This window comes from Croceicoccus sp. Ery15 (assembly GCF_020985305.1).
Taxonomy (GTDB): Bacteria; Pseudomonadota; Alphaproteobacteria; order Sphingomonadales; family Sphingomonadaceae; genus Croceicoccus.
In genome coordinates this window covers 774900-799543 of sequence record NZ_CP087588.1, presented here as the reverse complement: position 1 = coordinate 799543, position 24644 = coordinate 774900, and the positions used below count along the sequence as shown (strand labels likewise).

The window sequence follows — 24644 nt, the reverse complement described above, 5'->3', positions numbered from 1 at the left end:
ATGGTGACCCGTTTCGACATAGCCGCTTTGCCGGTCGATCATGAACAGGCCGTGCTGGCCGGACGCGTCGGGCTGGCGCATGGGCCTGTACCCGTGCTGCTGCGCGCGGGCCGCGTGTTCGATGTCTCCGGCGAAATCGACACGGTCGCCGATTTGTTCGACCTGACCGATCCCGCCGCCGTTACGGGCCGCGATCTGTGCGGCGTGGACGAACTCACCGTCGGCGGCGGGGATTTCGAACTGCTCTCCCCCATCGACCTGCAATGCGTGAAGGCCTGCGGCGTCACCTTCGCCGTCTCTGCCATTGAGCGGGTGATCGAGGAACGCGCACGCGGCGATGCCAATAAGGCCGCCGCCATCCGCGCCGAGCTGGAAGACCGCGTCGGCAGCGGCATCCGCAATGTCGTGCCCGGCAGCGAGAGCGCGGCAGGGCTGAAGGCCGCGCTGATCGAGGCGGGCATGTGGTCGCAATATCTGGAAGTCGCCATCGGCCCCGATGCCGAGGTGTTCACCAAGGCACCCGTGCTATCCAGCGTCGGCTGGGGCCGTCAGGTCGGCATCCGCTCGGACTCGACATGGAACAACCCCGAACCCGAAGTCGTGCTGGCGGTGAACGCCGGCGGCAAGGTCGTCGGCGCGATGCTCGGCAATGACGTCAACCTACGCGATTTCGAAGGGCGCAGTGCGCTGCTGCTGGGCAAGGCCAAGGACAATAATGCCGCCTGCGCGCTCGGCCCCTTCGTACGGTTGTTCGACGAGAGCTTCACCATCGACGATGTGCGCGGTGCCGAACTCGACCTGCGGATCGACGGGGCGGACGGCTATGTGCTCGAAGGGCATAGCTCGATGAACCAGATCAGCCGCGATCCGCTGGAACTGGTGCGCCAGACCATGTCGGAACATCATTACCCTGACGGCTTCGTCCTGATGCTGGGCACATTATTCGCGCCGGTGCAGGACCGCGACGAACCGGGCCGCGGTTTTACCCACAAAGTCGGCGATATGGTGCATATCCGTTCGGACAAGCTGGGTACGCTGACTAATCATGTGGTCCACAGCTGCGACGCACCCGCATGGCAATTCGGCATCCGCGAGCTTTTCCGTTCGATCAGCGAACGGCGCGTGTCGGCGTAACGCCAAGGGATATTGAATATTAGAGGAAAACTGGCTGGGGCGGCAGGATTCGAACCTGCGCATGCCGGTACCAAAAACCGGTGCCTTACCGCTTGGCTACGCCCCAACATGTCCTGACCCGCGTCGGGCCGAGGGCCGCCATATAACCGGTTTCGCAGCGTTGAAAAGGGCTTGCGGGCGGAAAATGAGAGATGAACCGGAACCCTCCGGTCGTTACCGGTGTTTTTCGCTTCATCATGGCAGGCAGTACCGACAAAAACGACACGAAGGGGCGTAATCTTGCCAAGCTGATCTTCGTCGATGACAGCCTGCCCGGCATTACCCGCCGCAAATGCGGGAAAGGATGGGCCTATTACGATGCCAAGGGCAATCGCATTTCCGATCGGGACGAAATCAACCGCCTGAACGCCGTCGCCCTGCCGCCCGCCTATACCGACGCATGGTATTGCCCCGCCGCCAACGGACATATTCTGGCAACCGGCTTGGATGCCAAGGGGCGCAAGCAATACCGGTATCACCCCGATTTCCGCAGCCATCAGGATGGCGAGAAATTCGACCGCTGCCTCGCATTCGGCAAGGCGCTGCCCTTGGTCCGCAAACGTGTGGAGGAAGATCTCGCAAGCAGCGGGCTGTCGCGCGACCGGGCCATTGCCAGCGTCGTTCGCCTGCTCGATCTTGGCCGGTTGCGGATAGGGAACGAAACTTATGCCAAGGCAAACGAGAGTTTTGGCGCGACCACGCTGCGCAACCGCCACGCCGAGTTAAAAGGCGGCAGGTTGCGTTTGCGGTTCAAGGGCAAGTCGGGCCAGAACCGCGAGGCAACGCTGACCGACCGAAGCCTTGCCCGAACCGTGCGCGAAATGCACGAACTCCCCGGTCAACATTTGTTTCGTTATGTCGGGGAGGATGGCGAGGCGCATCCCGTGTGTTCGAGCGATGTGAACGCCTATCTTCGCGAAGCGATGGGGGAAGATTTTACCGCAAAGGACTTCCGAACCTTCCGCGGCAGCGTGCTGGCCTTCACCGAACTGGCGCGGGCCGAGGGGCGCGTTCCGATCAAGGCGCTGCTGAACGCGGTCGCCGAAAGGCTGGGCAATACGCCTGCCGTGACGCGCAAGGCCTATATCCACCCTGCAGTGATTGCGCTGGTCGACCGGCAGTTACGCTGGCGGGCAAAGCTCAGGCTCCCCCGCAGGACCCGCTGGCAGAGCCGCGAGGAACGCGCGCTGATCGCCCTTTTGGAAGAAAGCCCCGCAGCGGCCGAATTGCTGGCCGCCTGACGGCGCCGTCAGCCCAGCTTCGTCACCCAGCCATGCGTATCGGGCACCAACCCGCGCTGGATGCCGGTAAGGCGGTCCTTCATCTTTTGCGTCAACTGACCCGGACCGCCGCTGCCGATGGTGAATTCACCGTCATGGCCCGCGACTTTGCCGACCGCGGTGACGACCGCTGCCGTGCCGCAGGCAAAGCATTCGACCAAACGCCCCGTGGTCGCATCCTCCCGCCATTGTTCAAGGCTGTAGCGGCCTTCCTCGACGTTCAGCCCTTCCTCTCGCAAAAGGGTGATCAGGCTGTGCCGCGTGATGCCGGGCAGGATCGTGCCGGTCAGTGCCGGGGTCAGCACCGTGCCGTCATCGAACACGAAGAACAGGTTCATGCCGCCCAGCTCCTCGATCCATTTGCGTTCCGCTGCGTCGAGGAACACGACCTGATCGTGGCCGCGATCGATCGCTTCGGCCTGCGGGACGAGGCTGGCGGCGTAATTGCCGCCGCATTTGGCCGCACCCGTGCCGCCGGGGGCCGCGCGGGTATAATCGCTCGACACCCAGATCGACACCGCGGGCGCACCCGATTTGAAGTAATTGCCTGCAGGGCTGGCGATCACGATAAATTTATACTGCTTGGCAGGGCGGACGCCCAGAAACGCCTCTGACGCGAACATATAGGGGCGCAGATACAACGATGCGCCTTCCATTTCGGGAATCCACGCACCGTCAGTCTCGACCAGCAGGCGCACGGCTTCGAGGAATAGTTCCTCCGGCAATTCGGGCATCGCCATGCGGCGCGCGGAATCGTTGAAGCGCCTGGCATTCGCCTCGGGCCGGAACAGCGCCGTGGTGCCGTCGGGGTGGCGATACGCCTTCATGCCTTCGAAAATTTCCTGCGCATAATGCAGGACGGCGGCGGCAGGATCGAGCGAGATGGGCTGGCGCGGACCGATAGTGGCATTGTGCCATCCCTCCCCCTCGGTCCAGTCGATCACCACCATGTGGTCGGTGAACAGCGTGCCGAAACCGGGATTGGCCAGCAATTGCGCACGCGTTTCACCAGGGACGGGCGCGGGATGTGCCAGAGTGGTGAAACCGGTCTTTTCTGCGGCGCTGGTCGCCATGGTCGCGTACTCGCTTGCTGGGTAATATTCGAACGATGGCGGTTAGGCGCAGGCGCCGATCCTTGCAAGGGGGTGCATCGCGTGAAATCGATGCTTGCCCGCACTGCGCGAAACCATTGTTCTACCCATGGCTCGCACTCCGCAATCGCACCTTGCACCATGCGGCCAAAACTTTCACAGGGGCGGCCACAAACGCATTTCATCACGAACACCAGTTGCAAAGGTAATCCCATGCGCCCATCCGGCCGCGCCGCCGACCAAATGCGAGCCATCTCGATCGAGACCGGCTTCACCAAACATGCCGAGGGATCGGTCCTTGTCAGCTTTGGCGAGACCAAGGTGCTGTGCACCGCCAGCGTGGATGAGCGCGTGCCCCCGTTCCTGCGCGGCAAGGGCGAAGGCTGGGTCACGGGCGAATATTCGATGTTGCCACGCGCCACCCACACGCGCGGCAGCCGCGAGGCAGCCAAGGGCAAGCAATCGGGCCGCACGCAGGAAATCCAGCGCCTGATCGGGCGTTCGCTGCGTTCGGTGACCGATCTGAAAAAGCTGGGCGAGCGGCAGATCACGCTGGATTGCGATGTGATCCAGGCCGATGGCGGCACGCGCACCGCATCGATCAGCGGCGCATGGGTCGCGCTGCGCCTTGCGGTCGATGGCCTGATGAAATCGGGCGCGATCAAGGACGATCCGCTGACCCGCAAGGTCGCTGCCGTGTCCTGCGGCATCTATAACGGCACGCCCGTCCTCGACCTTGATTATGACGAGGATTCGAGCGCCGATGCCGACGCCAATTTCGTCCTGATCGAAGGCGGCCATATCGCCGAGGTTCAGGCCACCGCCGAAGGCGCGACCTATGACGAGGAACAGCTGCTTCGCCTGCTGCGCCTTGCCCGCACGGGTTGCGACGAAATCTTCAAGGCGCAAGCCGCCGCAGTCGCCGGCGCATGACCGACGCTCCCCAATCGGATACTGGCCGCCTCGGTTCCGGTTCGCTGGTCATCGCCACCCATAACGCGGGCAAGCTGAAAGAGATTTCGGCCCTGCTCGCGCCCTATGGCATTAACTGCATTTCGGCAGGCTCACTGGGCCTGCCCGAACCGGCCGAGACGGGGACGACGTTTGCGGAAAACGCGCTGATCAAGGCGCGCGCCGCGGCAGAGGCGTCGCAGATCGTGGCGCTGGCCGACGATAGCGGCTTGTCGGTTGACGCGCTGGGCGGCAGGCCGGGGGTGTACACCGCCGACTGGGCCGAACGGCAATGGTTCGAAGGCGATCCGGGCCGCGACTGGTATATGGCCATGGGCAAGGTCGAAGGATTGCTTGCGCAGCAGGGGCCGAATGTCGACCGCAGTGCACATTTTTCCTGCACGCTGGCGCTGGCATGGCCCGACGGCCGCTACGCGATCTATGAAGGGCGCGCCAAAGGGGCGCTGACATGGCCGCCGCGCGGCACATTGGGATTCGGCTATGACCCGGTCTTCGTGCCCGAGGGCCGCACGCAGACTTTTGCCGAAATCGATCCGGCGGAAAAGCACGCGATCAGCCATCGCGCGGACGCCTTCGCAAAGCTGGTCGCCGATCAGTTCACCGCTTGAGCCGGGCAGTAGCGCCGTATCGTTCCCGATGCGCGAAAGGGATTGCTGCGCTGCGCAAAACAATTGTCCGTTATGCACAGCAACTTGCGGCGCGGGACCCCCGCGTTAAGAGAATTTAAACGCCCGCACCCGCACAATTCCCTCTGAAATCTCGTGCTCAGGGAGATTTACGTGGGTCGCTTCAAAGTAATGCCGACGATCGATCAGCAGGCTATCAAGGCCCGCTGCCGCTATCGCGTCGGAACCGGAATTTCCTTCCCCGCCAATCTGGTCGAACTGACGCAGGAGGGCGCCCGGATCGAGGGGATTTCACGCCAGCTGGGACCGCGTGACAGGCTGACCATCTCGTTCGGCGGATTATCGGCCATCGATGCCGAGGTGCAATGGATCGAACGCGGTCAGGCGGCTCATTTGCGCTTTATCAATCCGCTCTATCCTGCTGTGCATACATTTGTGCTGGCACGCCTGCGCGGCGCGCATTTCGAAGTACGCCTTGCCAAGCCGAAGCCCGTCATCCGCGCCTGTTGCTGACGGATCTGACGCGCACTTCTATGGAAGTATGCGCGCTGATCGGCTAGGCCGCCCGCTGTCATAACGGGACAAGCGGGGTCGGGATCATGTGCGTTGCAGCCGTGGCATGGGATTGCCATCCCGAACTTGTGCTGGTTGCCATCGCCAATCGCGATGAATTCCACGCCCGCCCGACAGCGGCACTCGACCGCTGGCCCGGCGATCCGCGCATTATCGCCGGACGCGACCTGCGCGGTGGCGGCACATGGCTGGGCGTTTCCGAGAGCGGCCATTTCGCCCTGCTGACCAATTTCCGCGATCTCGGCCGTGTGACCGAAGGGCGCCCTTCGCGCGGATCGGTGGTCACCGATCTGCTGCGGGGCCGCGAACCGGCAGGCATCGGGGCCATGAACCCGCTCAATGTTTTTCACGCGCAAGCGGGCAAGGCGCGCATCATCACCAACCATCCCGAGGTGCGGGAACACGGTCTTGGCGCGGGGGTGCATGGCATATCGAATGGCGCGTTCGATACGCCATGGCCGAAAACGCGCCAGCTATGCGATGCGCTGGCCGCTTGGCTGCATGGCGATGTGGCCGATACCGGGCCGCTATTTACGGCGCTGCGGACGGAAACGCCACGCCCCGACGATCCCGCGCCCTTGCATGCGCCCGAACCGGATTACGCGCCGGTATTCATCAACAATCCCGAATATGGCACACGGTGCAGCACGCTGGTGACAATTGCGCGCGATGGCACCGGCACGATGACCGAACGCAGTTTCGATGCCGCGGCGCAGCCGGTCGCTGCTCGCACAGTCTACTTCCGCTGGCCAGCCGTCTAAAGAACGGGTCGCCCCATCGTATTGCCTGCCGGCCAGTACCGGCACACCAGCCAGTCCTGCCCTCCGCCAGCTGCGACCGCGCAACCGACCTTTTCGGTGCCGCGCCAGATCAGCTGCGTGTAATGGCCCACGTCGCGCCATTGTCCGGTGGTCGAGACATCGGGGAACGTGCCGCGCCGGAAAAAACGCTTTTCCTCGACGAAGGTGTCGATCATTTCCTCGGCGGTGTAATAGCCCTTGGTCCCCATCCACAGGTTCTCTCCCGCGCCGCGTCTGGCGGCGGGATCGGCATGGGTCATCTTTTGCCTGCGGGCCATTTCGCGGGCCCAGACCTGCGCCTCGCCAGCCAGCTTTGCGTCCCATTGCAGGGCGGGAACGCCGACGCGCTCGCGCTCTGCATTATGGGTGTCCAGCAGGCGCTGGGCAAAGCTTGTCGCGGGCACGCTATCGACGCGCGGATATTTGCTGGAATATCCCCATTGCTGCTGCGCCACCGCAGGCCCCGCGATCGCGCCTCCTGCCATGCCCAAAACCGCCAATCCCGTCGCAACCCAGCGTTTCATCCGTCCGTCCATGTGAACTTGTTTCGCCCCCAAGCTTGACTTCGCCCGCTGAACAGGTGCTGAAACGCGGCCATGGCGCTGGCGCTTTATATCCATTGGCCCTTCTGTCTGAAGAAATGCCCCTATTGCGACTTCAACAGCCATGTGCGCGACGGCGTCGATATGGCCGCGTGGGAGGCGGCGCTGCTCGCCGATATGGCGCATGAGCGGGAGGCGACCGGCCCCGATACGCTGACGTCGATCTTCTTTGGCGGCGGCACGCCATCGCTGATGCCGCCTGCTCTGGTCGAGACGCTGATCGCCGCCGCCTCGCGGCACTGGCCGGCCGCCCCCGATCTGGAAATCACGCTGGAGGCCAATCCCTCTTCGGTCGAGGCTGCCGCTTTTGCCGATCTGGCACGGGCGGGCGTGAACCGCGTGTCGCTGGGACTGCAAAGCCTGAATGACGATGCGCTGCGCTTCCTTGGCCGCTTGCACGACGCGCGCGAAGGGATCGCCGCACTGGAGGTGGCGCAGCGCGCGTTCGACCGCGTCAGTTTCGACCTGATCTATGCCCGCCCCGATCAAAGCGCCGATGAATGGCAGGCCGAGCTTTCACGCGCGCTTGCATTCGGAACGGGGCATTTGTCGCTTTATCAGCTGACCATCGAACCGGGGACGCGTTTCGCCACCGATTACCGCCTCGGCCGGTTTGCCCTGCCCGAAGACGATACCGCCGCCGCCATCTTCACCCTGACCCGCGCGATGACGGCAGAGGCGGGTTTGCCCGCGTATGAAGTCAGCAATCATGCCCGCGCGGGACAGGAAAGCCGCCATAACCTGACCTATTGGCGCTATGGCGATTATGCAGGCATCGGCCCCGGCGCACATGGCAGGCGGCGCGCAATCGCAACGCAGCGGCACAAAAAGCCCGAGAATTTCCTGTCGGCCACCGTGCGCAACGGCCATGGAATGTCGGAAAGCCGCCCCCTTCCCGCCCGCGAACAGGCGGCAGAGGCGCTGATGATGGGCCTGCGCCTTGAAGAAGGCGTCGATCTGGCCGCCATGGCGCAGCGCTTCGGCCTGCCCGTCGAGGGGCTGATCGACGATGCCAAGGCACGCTTTTACCGCGATTTGGGCCTGATCCGCCGCGAGGGCACGCGATTGTTCGTCGAACCGGCGGGCATGGTTCTGCTCGACGCCTTGCTGGGCGAGCTGGTGTCCGGCGAATTGCTGGCCGCGACATGACTGTATCCGCCATGAAATCGCGCGCCGGTTTGCTGGAGCAATGGCACGACCATCTCGCCTTCGGCTTGCGGCGTTCGCCCCATACGGTGCGTGCCTATGGCGATGCGGCGCGGCGCTTTCTGGAATGGCTGGGCGACGAGGTGGACTGGCGTCGGGTCGCGGGCACAAAGGCGGCCGATATGCGCCGCTATCTGGCGATGCGGCGCGGCGACGGACTGTCCAACGCCTCTGCCGCGCGCGAGCTTTCGGCGCTGAAGGCCCTGATCAAATTCGCACTGGCGCAGTCGGGGAACGAGGATCTGGCCCCGCCCCGCCTGCGCGGGCCCCGCGTGGCCAAGGGCCTGCCCCGCGCGGTCACGCCGGACGAGGCGGTCAATCTGGCCGAAACCGCTGCCGAATTCGCGGACGAGGACTGGATCGGCGCGCGCGATCGTGCCGTCCTTTTGCTGCTCTATGGCGCGGGGTTGCGGATTGATGAGGCCTTGTCGCTCGATTGCGGGATCATGCCGATGGGCGAGGCGATTACCGTCACCGGCAAGGGCCGCAAGCAGCGCGTGGTGCCTGTCCTCCCTCTCGTCCGTCAGGCGGTGGAGGATTATCTCGCCCGCCAGCCATGGCCTGCTGGCGCACGCGATCCGCTGTTTCGCGGCGCGAAAGGCGGGCGATTGTCGCAAGGAATGGTGCAAAAGGCCACCGCCTGCGCGCGCACTGCGCTGGGCCTGCCCCCCAGCGCGACGCCGCATGCGCTGCGCCACAGCTTTGCCACGCATCTGCTGGCGGCGGGCACCGATCTGCGCAGCCTTCAGGAATTGCTGGGCCACGCCAGTCTCGGCTCGACCCAGATCTACACCAAGGTCGATGCTGCGATCCTGCTCGACGTATATCGCGACGCGCACCCAAGGGAGCGCGAGGATTAGGTCCGAATGACTGCGCGGGGCTTATTGATTTGGCAATGCCTCGGTCATATCGTTCCGGTCATGCGAACCATTCTTGCTGCTGCTGCGCTGGTCATATGGCCGGGTTTTGTCCCGAATGTCTTGGCGAAGGAGCCGCCTGAAGAGGTCATTTTTGAACCCAGCACCGACTGGCTCGTCGACTTTGCCGAGAACAGATGTCTGCTGACCCGCCTGTTCAAATCGGGAGAGCGAGAGTTCCGGCTTCAGTTCGTGCAGTATCAACCGGGCGACGCAATCCATCTTCTAATGGCGTCGGAAAAGAAATTCGGTCGGTCAAAATTTCGCGCACGCGTCGGCACCTCGACCGACTTCCGTGAATATGAATCCTATCATACGCTGGATTGGGACTCGGTGCCGGCGGCATTCGTCAGCCTTTCACTTCGTCCGCGCTTGCCCGATGTGAATGATGAAAATGCCCGTCCAATATGGACCGATCGCGAACGCGAGGAACTGACTGCCGCCATGGAAAGGCTAGAAGTCGAAATTCGCGGCGAAAGGCTGGTAGTGAAGACTGGCAGTTTGCGCGCACCGATGAGCGTCATGGATAGGTGCACTGATAATCTCGTCGAGAGCTGGGGAATTGATATTGCCGCGCACGCAAATCTGACCCGCCGCGCCGCGCCAGTCGATTATCGCGACATGTTCGACAAGATGATCGACGCTCCGCAATTCCGATCCAAACATGCCCCCGACAATCTCATCGCGGTGGTTCGCGTCGATTTGGACGAAGCAGGGCTACCGACGGGCTGCCACACCTATGATGATATGAGCTATGACAAGCTCGACGAATTCGTCTGCGAGGTTTTGATGGAAGATACGAAGTTCCTTCCCGCCCTTGATAGCGAGGGCAATCCCATCGCCAGCTATTACATGACATCCTTCGGTTTGTTACGGTTCAGCTATAGCTGGGGTTCAAGTTTCTGAACCCTCCGTGCCTGACTGCTCTTCCCGATCCCTAGGTTTCCACGTCACCACCCGGAAGACATAGCCCACCAGCATCGCGCCGATCAGCACCCATGTGCCGATGCCGACCCACACCTCGAAATCCTTGACGAAGCCCGCCAGCAGGGTCGCGCCCGCGATCAGCAGCGTGTTCCAGATCGCGGCACCCAGCGCCGTGAAGATCAGGAATTTCCAGACATTCATATGCGCCAGCCCCGCCGGTAGCGAGACGATGGTGCGCATCAGCGGCGAAAAGCGCAGGAAGAACACCACCCATTGGCCGTGCTTGCGGAAAAAGCGGCTCGTATCCTCGATATGTTGCCAGTCCAGCGTCAGCCAGCGGCCATGGCGTTCGATGAACGGTTCCAGCCGCCGATAGCCGTATTTGTGGCCGATCCAGTACCAGACATAATTGCCCGCGACCGATCCCACCGTCCCCCATACCAGCAGCGGCAGGAACGACATCGACCCGCGCGCGACCAACAGGCCGCCCACGCCCATGATTACCTCGCTGGGAATGGGCGGGAAGATATTCTCGATCGCCATCAGAAAGGCGATGCCGAGATAGCCGCCCCTCTCGATCATGGTGATGATCCAGTCGGTCATTACCCGCTCAATGCGTCAGCGCGCTTTTGGCTCCGCGCCTAGCGGCCCAGCCGTGCCTCGATCGCGTCCCAGATCATGCCGCTGGTATCGGTGCCGTTGAAATTGTCGATGGCGACGATGCCCGTCGGGCTGGTGACATTGATCTCGGTCAGCCATTTGCCGCCGATCACATCGATACCGACGAAGACGAGGCCCAGCTCTTTCAGTTGCGGTCCCATCGCGTCGCAGATTTCCTGTTCGCGCGGGGTCAGCAGCGCGCTTTCGGCATAGCCGCCCTGCGCAAGGTTCGACCGGAACTCCCCCTCGCCCGGCTTGCGGTTGATCGCGCCCGCGACCACCCCGTCGACCAGCACGATGCGCTTGTCGCCCTTGCTGACTTCGGGAAGGAATGGCTGGACCATAAAGGGTTCGGGCCATGTCTGGTTGAACATCTCGACCAGCGCGGAGAGATTGCCGCCGTCGGCATCCACCTTGAACACCGCCTTGCCGCCATTGCCGTGCAGCGGCTTGATCACCACCGCGCCATGTTCGGCGATAAAGTCGCGCACTTCCTCGATCCGGCGGGTGATCAGCGTGGGCGGCATGAATCGGGCGAAGTCCAGAACATAGACTTTTTCCGGCGCGTTGCGGACCGATACGGGGTCGTTCACGACCAGCGTTTCACCCTTCAACCGTTCCAGCAGCCATGTACCGGTCAGATAGCCGATGTCGAATGGCGGGTCCTGCCGCATCAGCACCACATCGACATCGCTGCCAAGGTCGATGCTGCGATGCTCGCCCATGTCGAAATGGTCGCCCTTCACGCGGCGCACGGTAACGGGCGCGGCCCATGCTGTAACCCGTCCGCCGCCCTGCCCGTCCGATTTCCAGCTCAGGCTGCGGACGTCGTAATGGAACAGCCGGTAACCGCGTTCCTGCGCCGAAAGCATCAGGGCAAAGCTGGAATCGCCAGCGATATTGATCGATTCCATCGGGTCCATCTGGACGGCGATACGCAGGGGCTGTGGCACGTCGGTTCCTTTTTCGGCAGGCGTCAGAACAGGCCCGCATTCTCCAGATGGCGTGGCGCATGGCCGGGTGCAAGCAGCAGCACGTCAATCCGCATGTCATCGCCCTCTTGCACAAAGCGGTGGGCCTCCGCTTCGGCCGCCGCGCATACACGGGCAAGACGGCGCGCGTCGATGGCATTGTCCAGTCCGGCGACATGTTGGCGCCATTTGACCTCTATAAAGGCCACGACGCGCCCTTTTCGGGCCACCAGATCGACCTCTCCCGCCGCATTGCGCACGCGCCGCGCCAATATGTCCCAACCGCCCGCGTGCAGGAACAATGCGGCCTCCTCCTCGCCGCGTCGCCCCTGTTTCTCGGCACGGATGCGGCGGATGGCTTCGGGTTTCACGCTTTCAGTTCCATCGCGCGGGAATACAGCTGCTTGCGGTCCAGCCCATGCGCCCTGGCCAGCTTTGCCGCCGCCTGACTGGGCTTGTCGGTCATCAGCGCCTCTACCAGCAAGGCGTCGATATCCAGATCCCCGGCATCCGCTTCGACCGGAGGGCCGATCATCAGCACGATTTCTCCCCTTGGCGGATGGGCGGTATAATGGGCGACCAGATCATCTGTCGTGCCGGTCCGGCATTCCTCATGCAGCTTGGTCAGTTCGCGGCCTACCGCAACAATTCGGCCCGGCAAGGCATCGCCGATCGCCTGCAACGCGGAAACGAGGCGCGGCGCGGTTTCATAGAATACCAGCGACGTGCGCACCCCGCCCAGTTCGGCCAGCACATCGGCACGCGCCTTAGCCTTTTGCGGCAGAAAACCGGCGAACAGGAAGCGGTCGGTCGGCAAGCCAGATATCGACAGCCCCGCGACCACCGCGCTCGGCCCCGGTATGGCAATAACATTCAGCCCTTGCGCGCGCGCCGCATGGACCAGCCGGTAGCCCGGATCGGAAATCAGCGGCGTGCCCGCATCCGACACCAGCGCCACCGCCGCCTCTGCCGCCAATGCCAGCAGGCCGTCTCGTGCCTGTTCGTCGGCATGGTCGTCATAGCGGATCAGCCGCTTTTTCAGGCCCAGATGCTGCATCAGCCGCCCCGTTACCCGCGTATCCTCGCAAGCCACCGCCTCCGCGCCGCGCAATGTCGCAATGGCGCGCAGAGTGATGTCACCAAGATTGCCAATAGGCGTGGCAACTATATAGAGGCCCGGTTCAAGGGATTCATCGCGTTGGTCCATGGCCCGCGCTGATGCACGCCATACTCTGGGAGATGCAAGCATGAACACGCGGGTCGCACCCATTGCCGCGCCTGTTTCGGGCAAAAATGTTTCGGGCACGGACGGTTCCGGCAAGAACGCCAACCGCCGCCGCGCCCTACGGCTGGGGGTCATGGGCTTTGGCGCGCTGGTGCTCGCCGGTTGTAAGGGCATCATCCCCGATGGCGGCAATGTGCCCACCACCGGCCCCGCGCCGGTCGAAGGGCCGGTCGCTGGCCAATTGCCCGATGTGGACGAGGCGCGCCACCGCATCGCCCTTTTGGCGCCGATGTCGGGCGAGAATGCGGCCGTGGGGCAAAGCATGGCCAATGCCGCCAATATGGCGCTGCTCGATACCAATACGGCGAATATCCGCATCACCAGCTATGACACGGCCCGCGATCCGGCGGGCGCGGCGCGGCGCGCGATCGCGGATGGAAACCGGCTGATCCTCGGCCCGCTGCTGGGCGATAATGTCGATGCGGTAAAGGGCGTGGCAAAGCCCGCGCGCGTGCCGATCATCAGCTTTTCCAACGATAGCGAGGTCGCAGGCGACGGCGTTTACGTGATGGGCCAGATCCCGGCGCAGTCGATCGAACGGACAATGATCTTCGCCCAGCAGAACGGCATCAGCCGGTTCGGCGCGCTGGTGCCCAGCGGCGAATATGGCAAGCGCGCATCCGATGCGATGCTGGCGACCGCGCGCCGCACCGGCACACAGATCGCCGCCATCGAAACCTATAACCGCGAAAATAATTCGCTGACCTCGGCCGTCCGCCGCTTGCAGGAAAACGGCGATTATCAGGCGATCCTGATTGCCGATGGCGCGCGGATCGCCGTGCGCGCCGGCCCGCTGATCCGCGATGCCGACAAGATGGCAAGGATTCTCGGCACCGAATTGTGGAGCGGCGATGCGCAGATCGCACAGACCCCCGCCCTGCGCGGCGCATGGTTTTCCGCCGTATCGGATGCGCGGTTCCAGCGCCTTTCGGACAGCTATAAAAGCCGTTTCGGTTCGGCACCCTATCGCGTCTCCGCGCTTGGCTATGATGCCGTGCTGCTGACGATCCGTATCGCGCGCGATTGGCAACCGGGCACGGCATTTCCCGTATCGGAACTGAACGATCGTGGCGGTTTCCTCGGCCTCGACGGTGCCTTCCGCTTTAACGACGGGGTGGTGCAGCGCGCGTTCGAAGTGCGCGAGGTGACGGTGAACGGCATGAAAGTGGTTTCGCCCGCACCGACCAGCTTCGATTGATCCCTTCTCGACCTGGCGGCGAAGCCCCTAGGGGCGCCGCCAAGCGTTCGAGGGTGGGTGAAGAGCGAGGCGACGCCCCCGATAACGGCTTCCACCCGAGGGGGAGTCGGGTCGGGGGACGGGAAGCCGAAGGGACAAACCCGCAGACCGCCTATGCAGCGTCCTGCTGATTGATTGGGCTATGCCACATGCGCGTTGTTCGGGAAAATGCGAAAAAGCTGATACACAAATCGGGTTTTGCGATTAATCGCACTCAGGATTGCTCATAACTTCCCGCATCCGCTTGATCGCGGCCCCATGGCGGGCATAGTCTTAGCGCCATGCCACAAGATAATTCCGACGACCTGTTCGACGCCAAGGCTGCCGCCGCCGCGCAAAGTTATGACAGCTCTTCGATCGAGGTGCTGGAAGGGCTGGAGCCGGTACGCCGCCGCCCCGGCATGTATATCGGCGGCACTGACGAGCGCGCGCTGCACCATCTCGCCGCCGAAGTGCTCGACAACTCCATGGACGAGGCTGTCGCGGGCCATGCCAACCGGATCGAGGTGACGCTGGAAAAGGGCGAGGACGGCACGGCAGGCCGCATCACCATTTCCGACAATGGTCGCGGCATGCCGATCGACGAACACCCCAAATATCCGGGCAAATCGGCGCTTGAGGTGATCCTGACGACGCTGCATTCGGGCGGCAAGTTCTCGGGCAAGGCCTATGCCACCAGCGGGGGCCTGCACGGCGTGGGCGTGTCGGTGGTGAACGCGCTGTCGACCCTGACCCGCGTGGAAGTCGCGCGCGATAAAAAGCTCTATGCGCAGGAATTTGCCAAGGGGCATCCGCTTGGTCCCATCCAGCAAGTGGGCGCGGCGCCCAACCGGCGCGGCACCACGGTCAGCTTTACCCCCGACCCCGAGATTTTCGGCGCGCAGAAATTCAAACCCGCGCGCCTGTTCCGCCTGACGCGGTCCAAGGCCTATCTGTTCGCAGGCGTCGAAATCCGCTGGAAATGCGACCCCGAACTGGCGGGAGAGGATGTGCCGGCCGAGGCGGTCTTCCAGTTCCCCGGCGGTCTGGCCGACCATCTGAAGGAACAGGTCGGCACCCGCGAATGCGTCACCACCGACTTCTTCTCCGGCTCGCAGGACTTTCCCGCGAACGAGGCAGGGGAACAGCAGGGCCGCGTGGAATGGGCCATCGCGTGGCCGCTGTGGTCCGACGGTTCCTACAGCTGGTATTGCAACACCATCCCCACTCCCGACGGCGGCACACATGAACAGGGCCTGCGCGCCGCGCTGACCAAGGGGCTGCGCGGCTTTGCCGAGCTGGTCGGCCAGAAAAAGGCCAAGGACATCACCCCCGACGACGTGGTCACGGGTAGCGAGGTGATGCTGTCAGTCTTTATCCGCGATCCGCAATTCCAGTCGCAGACCAAGGACCGCCTGACTTCGCCCGAAGCCGCACGGCTGGTGGAAAACGCGATCCGCGACCATTTCGACCATTTCCTTGCCGACAATATGGAACGGGGCAAGGCGCTGCTGGGCGCGGTGATGGAGCGGATGGACGAACGTCTGCGCCGCAAGCAGGAGCGCGAGATCAAACGCAAGACCGCGACCAATGCGAAAAAGCTGCGCCTGCCCGGCAAGCTGACCGATTGCAGCGGCGAAAGCGATGCCGAAACCGAATTGTTCATCGTCGAGGGCGACAGTGCGGGCGGCAGCGCGAAACAGGCGCGCGACCGCAAGACGCAAGCGATCCTGCCAATCCGCGGCAAGATCCTGAACGTCGCCAGCGCCAGCGCCGACAAGATCCGCGCCAATCAGGAAATCGCCGATCTGACGCTGGCCATGGGCTGCGGCATCCGCAAGGACTGCAATCCCGACGATCTGCGTTACGACCGCATCATCATCATGACCGATGCCGATGTCGACGGCGCGCATATCGCGACATTGTTGATGACGTTCTTCTTTCAGGAAATGCCCGAAGTCGTCCGGCGCGGCCATCTGTTCCTTGCCCAGCCGCCGCTCTATCGCCTGACTGCGGGAAAAGAGAGCCGCTATGCCCGCGACGACGCGCATCGCAAGGAGCTGGAGGAAACAGTCTTCAAGGGCAAGAAGGTCGAGGTCGGTCGCTTCAAAGGCTTGGGCGAAATGAACCCGCAGCAATTGCGCGAAACGACGATGAGCCCCGAAAGCCGGGGCCTGATCCGCATCACCCTGCCCAACGAATACGAACAGCGCGCAGGCGTGTCGCGTCTGGTGGACGAGTTGATGGGCCGCAACCCCGAACACCGCTTCAACTTCATCCAGAACCGCGCGGGCGAGCTTGACCGCGACATGATCGACGCGTGACCGGACCGGCCCGTCCGGGTACTGCCGAGAATCGGCCCGATCCGCTGGTCCGGCGGCTGCATCTGATCATCGTGGCCGTGATGGAATTCATGATGGCGGGCGAACTGATCGCGCTGGCGGTCGACCGGCAATTCATGGGCCTTTTCCTTGTCCTGATGCTGATGGTACTCATCGGCGTTCCGGCGCTGTTTCCGGGCAAGCTGCCGGTTTTCATTCCGGTCGAGATCCAGATCTTCACCGTCCTCTTCATCTTCGCCACGCTGTTCCTTGGCGAGGTGCGCGATTATTACGAACGCTTCTGGTGGTGGGACCTTGCCCTGCACACCAGTTCGGGCGTGCTGCTGGGCATGCTGGGCTTTCTGTTCGTCTATCTGGTGAACGAGAACGAGCTGGTCGACGTGACCATGAAACCCAGCTTCGTCGCCTTATTCGCGTTCTTTTTCGGCGTCGGTATCGGCGCGTTGTGGGAAATCGTTGAGTTCGGTGCCGACCAGTTGCTAGGCATGAACATGCAGAAGCCGATGCTGGGCGATCCTTCGGGGTTGACCGATACGATGTGGGACCTGATCGTCGACACGCTGGGATCGGCAGTGATCGCGCTGGCCGGCTGGCGCTATATGCATCGCGCGCGGCGCGACCGGACCGATTTCTGGCTACGGCGCTTTGTCCGGCGCTATCCGCGTCTGTTCGGATACTGAACGCGCATATCGCCGCCACGCGCTTGCCATGCTGCGATGCAATATCTAGCGTGACGACAAACAGACAATCGACAGGATTTGGGATGCAGCGCTTTACCGGCACCGAAAACTATGTGGCGACCGACGATCTGAAGGTGGCTGTCAACGCGGCCGTTACGCTGCGCCGTCCCCTGCTGGTCAAGGGCGAACCCGGCACCGGCAAGACCGTTCTGGCGCACGAGATTTCAAAGGCCATCGGCGCGCCGCTGATCGAATGGGGCGTCAAATCCACGACCAAGGCGCAGCAGGGGCTGTATGAATATGATGCGGTCGCCCGCCTGCGCGACGGGCAATTGGGCGACGAGCGTGTGCACGACATCGCCAATTACATCCGCAAGGGCAAGTTGTGGGAAGCGTTCACTTCGCCCGAACTGCCCGTTCTGCTGATCGACGAGATCGACAAGGCCGATATCGAGTTTCCGAACGACCTGCTTCAGGAACTCGACCGCATGACATTCGACGTTTACGAAACGGGCGAGCGGATCGAGGCGAGGGAACGGCCGATCGTGGTTATCACCTCGAACAACGAAAAAGACCTGCCCGACGCCTTCCTGCGCCGCTGTTTCTTTCATTACATCAAATTCCCCGACCCCGGGACGATGGCCGAGATTGTCGAGGTTCACTTCCCCGGCATCCAGCAGCGTCTGGTGGCCAAGGCGCTAGAGATGTTTTACGAAATCCGCGATGTGCCCGGCCTCAAGAAAAAGCCGAGCACCAGCGAATTGCTCGACTGGCTGAAACTGCTGCTGGTCGAGGATATGCCGCTCGACGTGCTACAACAGAAAGACGCGACCAAGGCGATCCCGCCGCTGCACGGCGCCTTGCTGAAGAACGAGCAGGACGTGATGCTGTTCGAACGGCTGGCCTTCATGGCGCGGCGCGAGCGGTAGTTCCGCTGCGGGCGGAAGATAGTTCAGGCGGGGTATAGTTCAGGCGCCGCAATACGCGGCACGCCAAGGCTCCCCTTGCCCAGCAATTGCAGGATACCGACTGCCTCGCCGAACGACAGGTCTATGGGGGTTACGCGTTCTATTTCCACCCTGACCGATGCGCCCGCGAACACCGTGGGCGAGCCCGGCAGGAAGAGCATAGCGTAATCCTCGTTCCGCTCGATCTCGAACGCGATCTGCGAATAATCGTCGAACCGCACCAGCACCGGCGTCATATTGCCCTCGCCCTGCGCGCCCCTGGCCGCTGCGCCCAGCGCGACCTTGGCGACGGCATAGGCGGGCACGGCCGCCACCACGACGCGGTCCAGACGGTCCAGCCTGTGCGAAAAGCGCGTCATATGCGCCACCAGCCCTGCCAGCAGGCACACCAGCAGGATGGCCAGAACCGCGATGATATTGGCCACCGCCATCTCGCCCAAGGTGTCGATCTGCACGAAGCGCCCCAGCGGACGGGTCAGTTTCAACGAGAACTCGAACGCCTTTTCGACCAGCACGGCCAGAACGACCAACGGAACCAGCAGGAAGAACCCGGCGAGAAGAAGTTTTTTCATCGATGCACGCTCCCAGCGCGCGTTGTCGCGCATGTGGCGTACACACTGCGCCTTTTCGGCAGCCCCACAATCAGGCTTTATCCCGATGCCGTGGCGGTATCGCCGCCCACAATTTCCCATCCGGCGTATCCGTGCCTATGGTGGGCGGTCTGACCGTTCCGCTGCACAAGGCCATCATTGCATGCTCCTCAATTTCCTCGACGAATTGCGCAGCGCGGGGATTCCGGCCAGCCTGAAAGAGCATCTGCTGTTGCTGGAAGCGCTGGACCGCGACGTGATCGAACGCCGTCCGGAAGATTTCTATTACCTCTCCCGCTCGGTCTATGTGAAAGACGAAGGGCTGCTCGACCGGTTCGATCAGGTTTTCCAAAAGGTTTTCAACGGCATATTATCCGATATCGGCGAAACGCGTGCCGATATTCCCGAAGAATGGCTGCGCGCCGTGGCCGAAAAGTTCCTGAGCCCCGAGGAAATGGCCAGGATCGAGGAACTGGGCGACTGGGACGAGATCATGGAGACGCTGAAAAAGCGTCTGGAAGAGCAGGAAGAGCGCCATCAGGGCGGCAACAAATGGATCGGCACGGGCGGGACCAGCCCCTTTGGCCATTCGGGTTACAACCCCGCAGGCGTGCGGATCGGCGGGCAATCGCGGCACAAACGAGCGTTGAAAGTCTGGGAAAAGCGCGATTTCGCCAATCTCGACAACACGCGTGAACTGGGCACGCGCAATATCAAGGTCGCGCTGCGCCGCCTGCGCCGTTTCGCGCGCGAAGGCGCCGCCGAAGAACTGGACCTTGACGCCACGATCGCAGGAACGGCGCGACAGGGCTGGTTGGACATTCGCATGCGGCCCGAACGCCATAATGCGGTGAAACTGCTGCTGTTTCTGGATGTCGGCGGTTCGATGGACCCGCATGTCAAGCTGGTCGAGGAACTGTTCTCTGCCGCCACGGGGGAGTTCAAGAACATGGAGTTCTTCTACTTCCACAATTGCCTATACGATTTCGTGTGGAAGGATAATGCGCGCCGCTGGCAGGATCGCACCCAGACCTGGGACATTCTTCACAAATATGGCCATGATTACAAAGTGATCTTCGTGGGCGACGCGGCGATGAGCCCCTATGAAATCTCTCACCCCGGCGGGTCGGTCGAATATATGAACGAGGAAGCGGGCTCGGTCTGGTTGCAGCGCGTGGCCAATACCTATCCCGCCACCGTCTGGCTGAACCCCGAAGCCGAGCGCGCGTGGGGGTACAGCCAGTCCAACCGCATGATCCGCCAATTGCTGAACGATCGCATGTATCCGCTGACGCTGGGCGGGATCGAGGATGCCATGCGACAATTGAGCCGCAAGCAGGGATGAGCCGGAGACTCCCTTAGGCCCAGGCACATTCCTGTGCCTTCTTGGCGACATGGTCTGCTCTTGCCACATGGGCGGCATGACCAGACAGCATTCCCTGTTCCTTGGGCATGGATCGCCCATAACCATGATCACCGACAATCCCGAACGCGCGGGGCTAGAGGCTTTGGGCCGTGCCCTGCCCCGTCCCAAGGCGATCGTCAGCATCACCGCCCATTGGGAGACGCGCGGCGGTACGCGGCTGACCGGCTCGCCCTCGCCGCAGACGATCCATGATTTTCGCGGCTTTCCCCAAGCCTTGTACGATATGCGCTACGCCGCGCCGGGCGATCCGTCATTGGCGGCACGCGTTGCGGAGATGATCGGCAATGCCGAACTCGACGATGCCTATGGCTTCGACCATGGCGTGTGGGGCACGCTGCTGCCGATGTTCCCCGATGCCGATATCCCGGTCGTCGCAATGAGCGTGGATATGACAGCACCCCCGCCGCGCCATCTGGAAATCGGCCGCAAGCTGGGCAGCCTGCGCGACGAAGGCATTCTGATCGCGGCGAGCGGAAATATCGTCCATAATCTGGCGCTATGGCGGCAAAGCGCCGGCACACGGCCCGACTGGGCGATCGACTTCCAGTCGCGCATCAACCGGGCGCTGATCGCGGGCGACGACGATGCGATCAGCGGTTTCGCTCCCGACGACCAGCCCGCCGCCAAGGCGATCAACAGCGGCGAACATTATCTGCCGCTACTCTATGCCGCAGGGGCGCGGCTTGCGGGCGATGCCGTGTCGCTCTTTAACGACACGATCGACGGCGCGCTTTCGATGACGTCGGTCGGCTTCGGCGACCCCGCCTCGTTCGCGACGCTTCAATAAAGCAGGAAAGGTGCGATTTCCCTGCGCCAGCGGGCTTCGTCCGCGCCCGCGACGGCTTCCAGACCGGCGGGTGTGGACGCCGGATCGTCGACCCATTCGCGCAAGGCCGGACCGCCATTGATCACATCGATAGCCAGCCGGTCGAATTCATACTCATAGGGAAAATCGCGCCACAGGTCGTAATCCGGATAGAGCCTACGGATCGCCTTGAACGCCAGTGCCTGCAAACGCCAAGGGCGGAAAGCGGCATGGTCATAGAACGGCTCTTCTGCATGGACCATCAGCCCCGAACACAGCGTTCCGGCATGCTTGTGAAAGGTCGGCTCGAACCAGCATTCGCGTAGCGCGCACCCTGCCAGCCATTCGGGCGCAAAGCTTTGCATTTCGGCCAGCACGGCCCTGGCATCCAGATCGGGCGCGCCGAACAACACTTCCAGCGGGCGCGTCGTGCCGCGTCCTTCGGAAACCGTCGCCCCCTCGATCATCACCGTGCCGGCATAGGCGCGTGCCATGTTGAGATTGGCGGCATTGGGGCTGGGGTTGATCCAGATACGATCTTCGGGCCAGCCGAAACCGGCTGCGGCATCGGGCTGCCAGCCGTCCATTTCGATCACGCGATAGGCCACATCCAGACCGAAGTGGCGCACAAACCAGTGCCCCATTTCCCCCAGTGTCAGCCCGTGGCGCATCACCATTGGCCCTGCCCCGACGAAACTTTCCTGCCCGGGCAGCAGCAGTGTTCCCTCCACCGGACGCCCCGCCGGATTGGGCCGGTCGAGCACCCATACCTCTTTCCCTGCCTCGGCCGCGGCCTCCAGCATGTAGAGCAGCGTGGTGACAAAGGTGTAGATCCGGCAGCCCAGATCCTGAAGATCGAACAGGAACACATCCGCCGTCGACATCATCTGACCGCTCGGCCGGCGGACTTCGCCGTAAAGGCTGAAAACCGGAATGCCGTAGGCCGGATCGGTCTCGTCCGCCGTCTCGACCATATTGTCCTGCTTGTCGCCCTTCAGCCCGTGTTGCGGGCCGAACGCGGCCGTGATCTCGATATCGTCGCAGGCCATCAATGCGTCGAGCGAGTGCGTCAGCTCCGCCGTCACCGACGCCGGATGCGCGACCAGCGCGACGCGCTTGCCCCGCAGCGGCGCGCGCAGGGCCGGATCGGCCAGCAGTCGGTCGATACCGAATTTCACGGAAGGATAGGACATCAGGCAGGCTCGATCTGGTGCAGAAAGGAATCGGGATGATGGAAATCGGGCCGGTCGCCCGGATGGGCCAGTGCCCAGTATGACAGATGACCGCCCTCTTCCTCGATCACCATCGACAGGTTGGCGCGGACGAAGCCGGTAATCTCGCGCGGGTTAAGCCTTGCATCCAATACGGCCATGGTGTCGCCGGTCCGGACCGAGATTTCGGGGATTTCCAACGGCTCGTATTCCCCCGCAGGCTTGCGATAGTCGCGGAAATCATAGGCGGCCCAGCGACCGGTGGGGGCAAAATTATATTCGCGATAGCCGGGCGTTTCGGGGGCAAGGAACAATTCGGCGCAGCTATGCTTCCACAGCCCGTCCTCGCGCCCGCGCCCCGTAAATGCGGGCATCACCAGCCTGCCGATACCGGTGATGCGGTAACGCGCCAGCAAGGCCCCCGTACTCGCCCCTGCGGCAGGCAGGCGGATCAGTTGCGCCTCCACCCTCTCGACAGCGAGAGGCGGGGTTTCGGGATGGCAGATCAGGCGGGACATCGCCCCTTCCTGCCCAAGCCTTCGCGGCGGCGCAATCTCCCCCGATGCAGCCTGTGTGAAAACTGCGCCTTTTCGCCGTGACGCCTTTGCGCATGGCCCCACCCGTGCTAACCGCGCCGCCATTATGAGCCAGTACACTTCCGATCTGCTGCGCCTGCTGGACGAGCGGGGCTATATCCACCAGATGACCGATGCCGCCGCGCTCGACGCGCTGGCAAGTCGCGGGATCATATCCGGATATATCGGTTTCGACCCCACCGCCCCGTCACTGCATGTCGGCGGCATGGTCCAGATCATGCTGCTGCGCCGCCTGCAACAGGCCGGGCACAAGCCGATCGTGCTGATGGGTGGCGGCACCGGCAAGATCGGCGACCCCAGCTTCAAGGATGAAGCACGCAGCCTGTTGAGCGAGGAAAAGATCGCGGCCAATGTCGCCTCGATCCGTACCGTGTTCGAACGATTCATCACCTTTGGCGACGGTCCCACCGATGCCGTCATGGTCGATAATGCCGACTGGCTCGACAAGCTCGAATATATCCCTTTCCTGCGCGAGGTGGGCCGCCATTTCTCGGTCAACCGGATGCTCAGCTTCGATTCGGTGAAGATGCGGCTCGACCGCGAGCAATCGCTCAGCTTCCTCGAATTCAACTATATGATCCTGCAGGCCTATGACTTCCGCGAATTGTCGCAGCGGATGGGGTGTCGCCTGCAAATGGGCGGCAGCGACCAGTGGGGCAATATCGTCAATGGCGTCGAACTGGCCCGCCGGATGGACGGGACCGAGGTGTTCGGCGTCACCACTCCGCTGCTGACCACGGCCGATGGCACCAAGATGGGCAAGACGGTCGCGGGCGCGGTCTGGCTGAACGAAGACATGCTGCCCGCCTATGATTTCTGGCAATATTGGCGCAATTGCGACGACCGTGACGTCGGGCGTTTCCTGCGCCTGTTCACCGATGTCCCGCTGGACGAAATCGCGCAGCTGGAATCGCTGGAAGGCAGTGCCATTAACGATGCCAAGATCCTCCTTGCGGACGAGGTGACGAGCCTGTGCCGCGGCGCGGATGCCGCCGCCAGTGCGCGAAAAACGGCAGAAGATGTGTTCGCCAAGGGCGGCGTGGGCGACGATCTGCCCGAACTTGCCATCCCTGCCGAAGGCATGCCGCTAGTCGCCGCGCTGACCGCCATCGGTTTCACCAAGTCGAATGGCGAGGCAAAACGCAAGGTGGCCGAAGGCGCGGTCAGGCTGGACGATGCCGCCGTCGGCGATCCGCAGATGATCGTGCAGCCTGCGGGCGGACAGACGATCAAGCTGTCGCTGGGGAAAAAGCGGCACGGACTGCTGACCCGGAAAGCCTGAGCCGCACCCGACTCCAAACACAACATATTTAACGTTTTATTCGCCATTTCCGCTTAGGCTCGGTCTTCCGGACCTTGAAGGAGATGAGCAGTGCTTGGCGGGGCGCAACTATCGGTAACCGATCTTCGGCGCGCAGCGCGGCACCCGGTCGACTTTCCGGTTCTGGCAGAGCATCGCCGGCTGGGCGACGTGCATCTCCAGATCGTCAATCTTTCGGCCAACGGATTTATGATTGCGGGCGAAAGCCCGCTGGGTCGGGGCGAGCGCGTGCTGATCCGTCTGCCTGTCATCGGCCGGATTGAGGCGCATGTCATCTGGGTGGCCGATGGCCGCGCCGGTTTCCAGTTCGAACGAATCGTCCGTCCCGATCTGTTCCGCCAGCTGGTCGACGAAATGCAGCCGCGCGCACGCGGTCGTCGCCGTCGCGGCTGATTCCGGTTACAGG

26 protein-coding genes and 1 tRNA gene are annotated in these 24644 nt (G+C 62.9%); 17 read left to right on the top strand and 10 right to left on the bottom strand.

What is annotated here, in order from left to right; genetic code table 11:
* Positions 1–1134 (top strand): fumarylacetoacetate hydrolase family protein, encoded by a 1134-nt coding sequence (locus tag LOZ77_RS04020; RefSeq protein WP_230280905.1) that lies wholly within the window; start codon positions 1–3, stop codon positions 1132–1134.
* A gap of 31 nt (positions 1135–1165) precedes the next feature.
* Here the strand turns inward: LOZ77_RS04020 and LOZ77_RS04015 are convergent.
* Positions 1166–1240: transfer RNA gene (locus LOZ77_RS04015), tRNA-Gln, on the bottom strand.
* Between the two features lie 130 nt (positions 1241–1370).
* On the opposite strand from LOZ77_RS04015, the gene LOZ77_RS04010 reads away from it, so the two are divergent.
* Entirely contained in the window at positions 1371–2414 is a 1044-nt protein-coding gene (locus LOZ77_RS04010) for a DNA topoisomerase IB (protein WP_230280904.1), read from the top strand.
* Positions 2415–2422: 8 nt separating this feature from the next.
* Here LOZ77_RS04010 and LOZ77_RS04005 read toward each other — a convergent pair whose 3' ends face one another.
* Entirely contained in the window at positions 2423–3526 is a 1104-nt protein-coding gene (locus LOZ77_RS04005; RefSeq protein ID WP_230280903.1) for a branched-chain amino acid aminotransferase, read from the bottom strand.
* A gap of 231 nt (positions 3527–3757) precedes the next feature.
* On the opposite strand from LOZ77_RS04005, the gene rph reads away from it, so the two are divergent.
* The 4 genes from rph to LOZ77_RS03985 all read left to right on the top strand — a co-directional run bounded on the left by rph (position 3758) and on the right by LOZ77_RS03985 (position 6476).
* Entirely contained in the window at positions 3758–4477 is a 720-nt protein-coding gene (gene rph, locus LOZ77_RS04000) for a ribonuclease PH (protein WP_230280902.1), read from the top strand.
* Positions 4474–5124 (top strand): RdgB/HAM1 family non-canonical purine NTP pyrophosphatase, encoded by a 651-nt coding sequence (gene rdgB, locus LOZ77_RS03995; RefSeq protein WP_230280901.1) that lies wholly within the window; start codon positions 4474–4476, stop codon positions 5122–5124. The genes rph and rdgB overlap by 4 nt, the downstream gene beginning before the upstream one ends.
* A gap of 171 nt (positions 5125–5295) precedes the next feature.
* A complete protein-coding gene (locus LOZ77_RS03990; protein ID WP_230280900.1) occupies positions 5296–5655 on the top strand; it encodes a hypothetical protein in 360 nt (119 codons plus the stop codon).
* An 86-nt stretch (positions 5656–5741) separates the two neighbouring features.
* On the top strand, positions 5742–6476 hold the full coding sequence (locus LOZ77_RS03985) for an NRDE family protein (protein ID WP_230280899.1): 735 nt from the start codon (positions 5742–5744) through the stop codon (positions 6474–6476).
* Here LOZ77_RS03985 and LOZ77_RS03980 read toward each other — a convergent pair.
* Positions 6473–7039, bottom strand: a complete 567-nt coding sequence (locus LOZ77_RS03980; protein WP_230280898.1) for a CAP family protein — start codon at positions 7037–7039, stop codon at positions 6473–6475. The two genes, LOZ77_RS03985 and LOZ77_RS03980, sit on opposite strands and share 4 nt — an antisense overlap.
* 72 nt (positions 7040–7111) lie before the next feature.
* Between LOZ77_RS03980 and hemW the strand changes: the two genes are divergently transcribed.
* The 3 genes from hemW to LOZ77_RS03965 are packed head-to-tail and all read left to right on the top strand — an operon-like array spanning position 7112 to position 10146.
* Positions 7112–8266: a radical SAM family heme chaperone HemW gene (gene hemW, locus LOZ77_RS03975; RefSeq protein ID WP_230280897.1), complete on the top strand. Its 1155-nt coding sequence runs from the start codon at positions 7112–7114 to the stop codon at positions 8264–8266.
* Complete coding sequence (locus LOZ77_RS03970) at positions 8263–9183, top strand: tyrosine recombinase XerC (RefSeq protein WP_230280896.1); 921 nt, start codon at positions 8263–8265, stop codon at positions 9181–9183. The genes hemW and LOZ77_RS03970 overlap by 4 nt, the downstream gene beginning before the upstream one ends.
* Positions 9184–9189: 6 nt before the next feature.
* Positions 9190–10146, top strand: a complete 957-nt coding sequence (locus LOZ77_RS03965) for a hypothetical protein (protein ID WP_230280895.1) — start codon at positions 9190–9192, stop codon at positions 10144–10146.
* Here LOZ77_RS03965 and LOZ77_RS03960 read toward each other — a convergent pair.
* The 4 genes from LOZ77_RS03960 to rsmI are packed head-to-tail and all read right to left on the bottom strand — an operon-like array spanning position 10135 to position 13005.
* A complete protein-coding gene (locus tag LOZ77_RS03960; RefSeq protein ID WP_230280894.1) occupies positions 10135–10770 on the bottom strand; it encodes a DedA family protein in 636 nt (211 codons plus the stop codon). The two genes, LOZ77_RS03965 and LOZ77_RS03960, sit on opposite strands and share 12 nt — an antisense overlap.
* A gap of 38 nt (positions 10771–10808) precedes the next feature.
* On the bottom strand, positions 10809–11780 hold the full coding sequence (gshB, locus tag LOZ77_RS03955; protein WP_255671179.1) for a glutathione synthase: 972 nt from the start codon (positions 11778–11780) through the stop codon (positions 10809–10811).
* 23 nt (positions 11781–11803) lie between these two features.
* The gene (locus tag LOZ77_RS03950; RefSeq protein ID WP_230280893.1) at positions 11804–12169 is read right to left on the bottom strand and encodes a YraN family protein; all 366 of its coding nucleotides are present in this window, start codon (positions 12167–12169) and stop codon (positions 11804–11806) included.
* Positions 12166–13005: a 16S rRNA (cytidine(1402)-2'-O)-methyltransferase gene (gene rsmI / locus LOZ77_RS03945; protein WP_230280892.1), complete on the bottom strand. Its 840-nt coding sequence runs from the start codon at positions 13003–13005 to the stop codon at positions 12166–12168. The genes LOZ77_RS03950 and rsmI overlap by 4 nt, the downstream gene beginning before the upstream one ends.
* 40 nt (positions 13006–13045) lie before the next feature.
* Here rsmI and LOZ77_RS03940 point away from each other — a divergent pair, with 40 nt between their 5' ends.
* The 4 genes from LOZ77_RS03940 to LOZ77_RS03925 all read left to right on the top strand — a co-directional run bounded on the left by LOZ77_RS03940 (position 13046) and on the right by LOZ77_RS03925 (position 18250).
* Complete coding sequence (locus LOZ77_RS03940; protein ID WP_230280891.1) at positions 13046–14281, top strand: penicillin-binding protein activator; 1236 nt, start codon at positions 13046–13048, stop codon at positions 14279–14281.
* Positions 14282–14601: 320 nt separating this feature from the next.
* Positions 14602–16623 carry a DNA topoisomerase IV subunit B gene (gene parE / locus LOZ77_RS03935; RefSeq protein WP_230280890.1) on the top strand — a complete coding sequence of 674 codons (2022 nt, stop codon included), beginning with the start codon at positions 14602–14604 and terminating at the stop codon, positions 16621–16623.
* On the top strand, positions 16620–17321 hold the full coding sequence (locus LOZ77_RS03930; RefSeq protein WP_230280889.1) for a hypothetical protein: 702 nt from the start codon (positions 16620–16622) through the stop codon (positions 17319–17321). Before parE ends, LOZ77_RS03930 begins: the two co-directional genes overlap by 4 nt.
* A gap of 83 nt (positions 17322–17404) precedes the next feature.
* Positions 17405–18250, top strand: a complete 846-nt coding sequence (locus LOZ77_RS03925; RefSeq protein WP_230280888.1) for a MoxR family ATPase — start codon at positions 17405–17407, stop codon at positions 18248–18250.
* A 23-nt stretch (positions 18251–18273) separates the two neighbouring features.
* On the opposite strand, the gene LOZ77_RS03920 is transcribed toward LOZ77_RS03925, so the two are convergent.
* Positions 18274–18861 carry a hypothetical protein gene (locus tag LOZ77_RS03920; RefSeq protein ID WP_230280887.1) on the bottom strand — a complete coding sequence of 196 codons (588 nt, stop codon included), beginning with the start codon at positions 18859–18861 and terminating at the stop codon, positions 18274–18276.
* Between the two features lie 181 nt (positions 18862–19042).
* Here LOZ77_RS03920 and LOZ77_RS03915 point away from each other — a divergent pair, with 181 nt between their 5' ends.
* Positions 19043–20224, top strand: a complete 1182-nt coding sequence (locus LOZ77_RS03915; RefSeq protein ID WP_230280886.1) for a VWA domain-containing protein — start codon at positions 19043–19045, stop codon at positions 20222–20224.
* A gap of 76 nt (positions 20225–20300) precedes the next feature.
* Entirely contained in the window at positions 20301–21092 is a 792-nt protein-coding gene (gene ygiD / locus LOZ77_RS03910) for a 4,5-DOPA dioxygenase extradiol (protein WP_230280885.1), read from the top strand.
* Here the strand turns inward: ygiD and LOZ77_RS03905 are convergent.
* Positions 21086–22288: an exo-beta-N-acetylmuramidase NamZ domain-containing protein gene (locus LOZ77_RS03905; protein WP_230281765.1), complete on the bottom strand. Its 1203-nt coding sequence runs from the start codon at positions 22286–22288 to the stop codon at positions 21086–21088. The genes ygiD and LOZ77_RS03905 overlap by 7 nt on opposite strands.
* Before the next feature lie 14 nt (positions 22289–22302).
* A complete protein-coding gene (locus LOZ77_RS03900) occupies positions 22303–22839 on the bottom strand; it encodes a DOMON-like domain-containing protein (RefSeq protein WP_230280884.1) in 537 nt (178 codons plus the stop codon).
* Between the two features lie 124 nt (positions 22840–22963).
* Between LOZ77_RS03900 and tyrS the strand changes: the two genes are divergently transcribed.
* Positions 22964–24199, top strand: coding sequence for a tyrosine--tRNA ligase (gene tyrS, locus LOZ77_RS03895; protein WP_230280883.1), 1236 nt, complete (start codon positions 22964–22966; stop codon positions 24197–24199).
* A 90-nt stretch (positions 24200–24289) separates the two neighbouring features.
* Positions 24290–24631, top strand: a complete 342-nt coding sequence (locus LOZ77_RS03890) for a PilZ domain-containing protein (protein ID WP_230280882.1) — start codon at positions 24290–24292, stop codon at positions 24629–24631.
* Positions 24632–24644 lie beyond the last annotated feature (13 nt).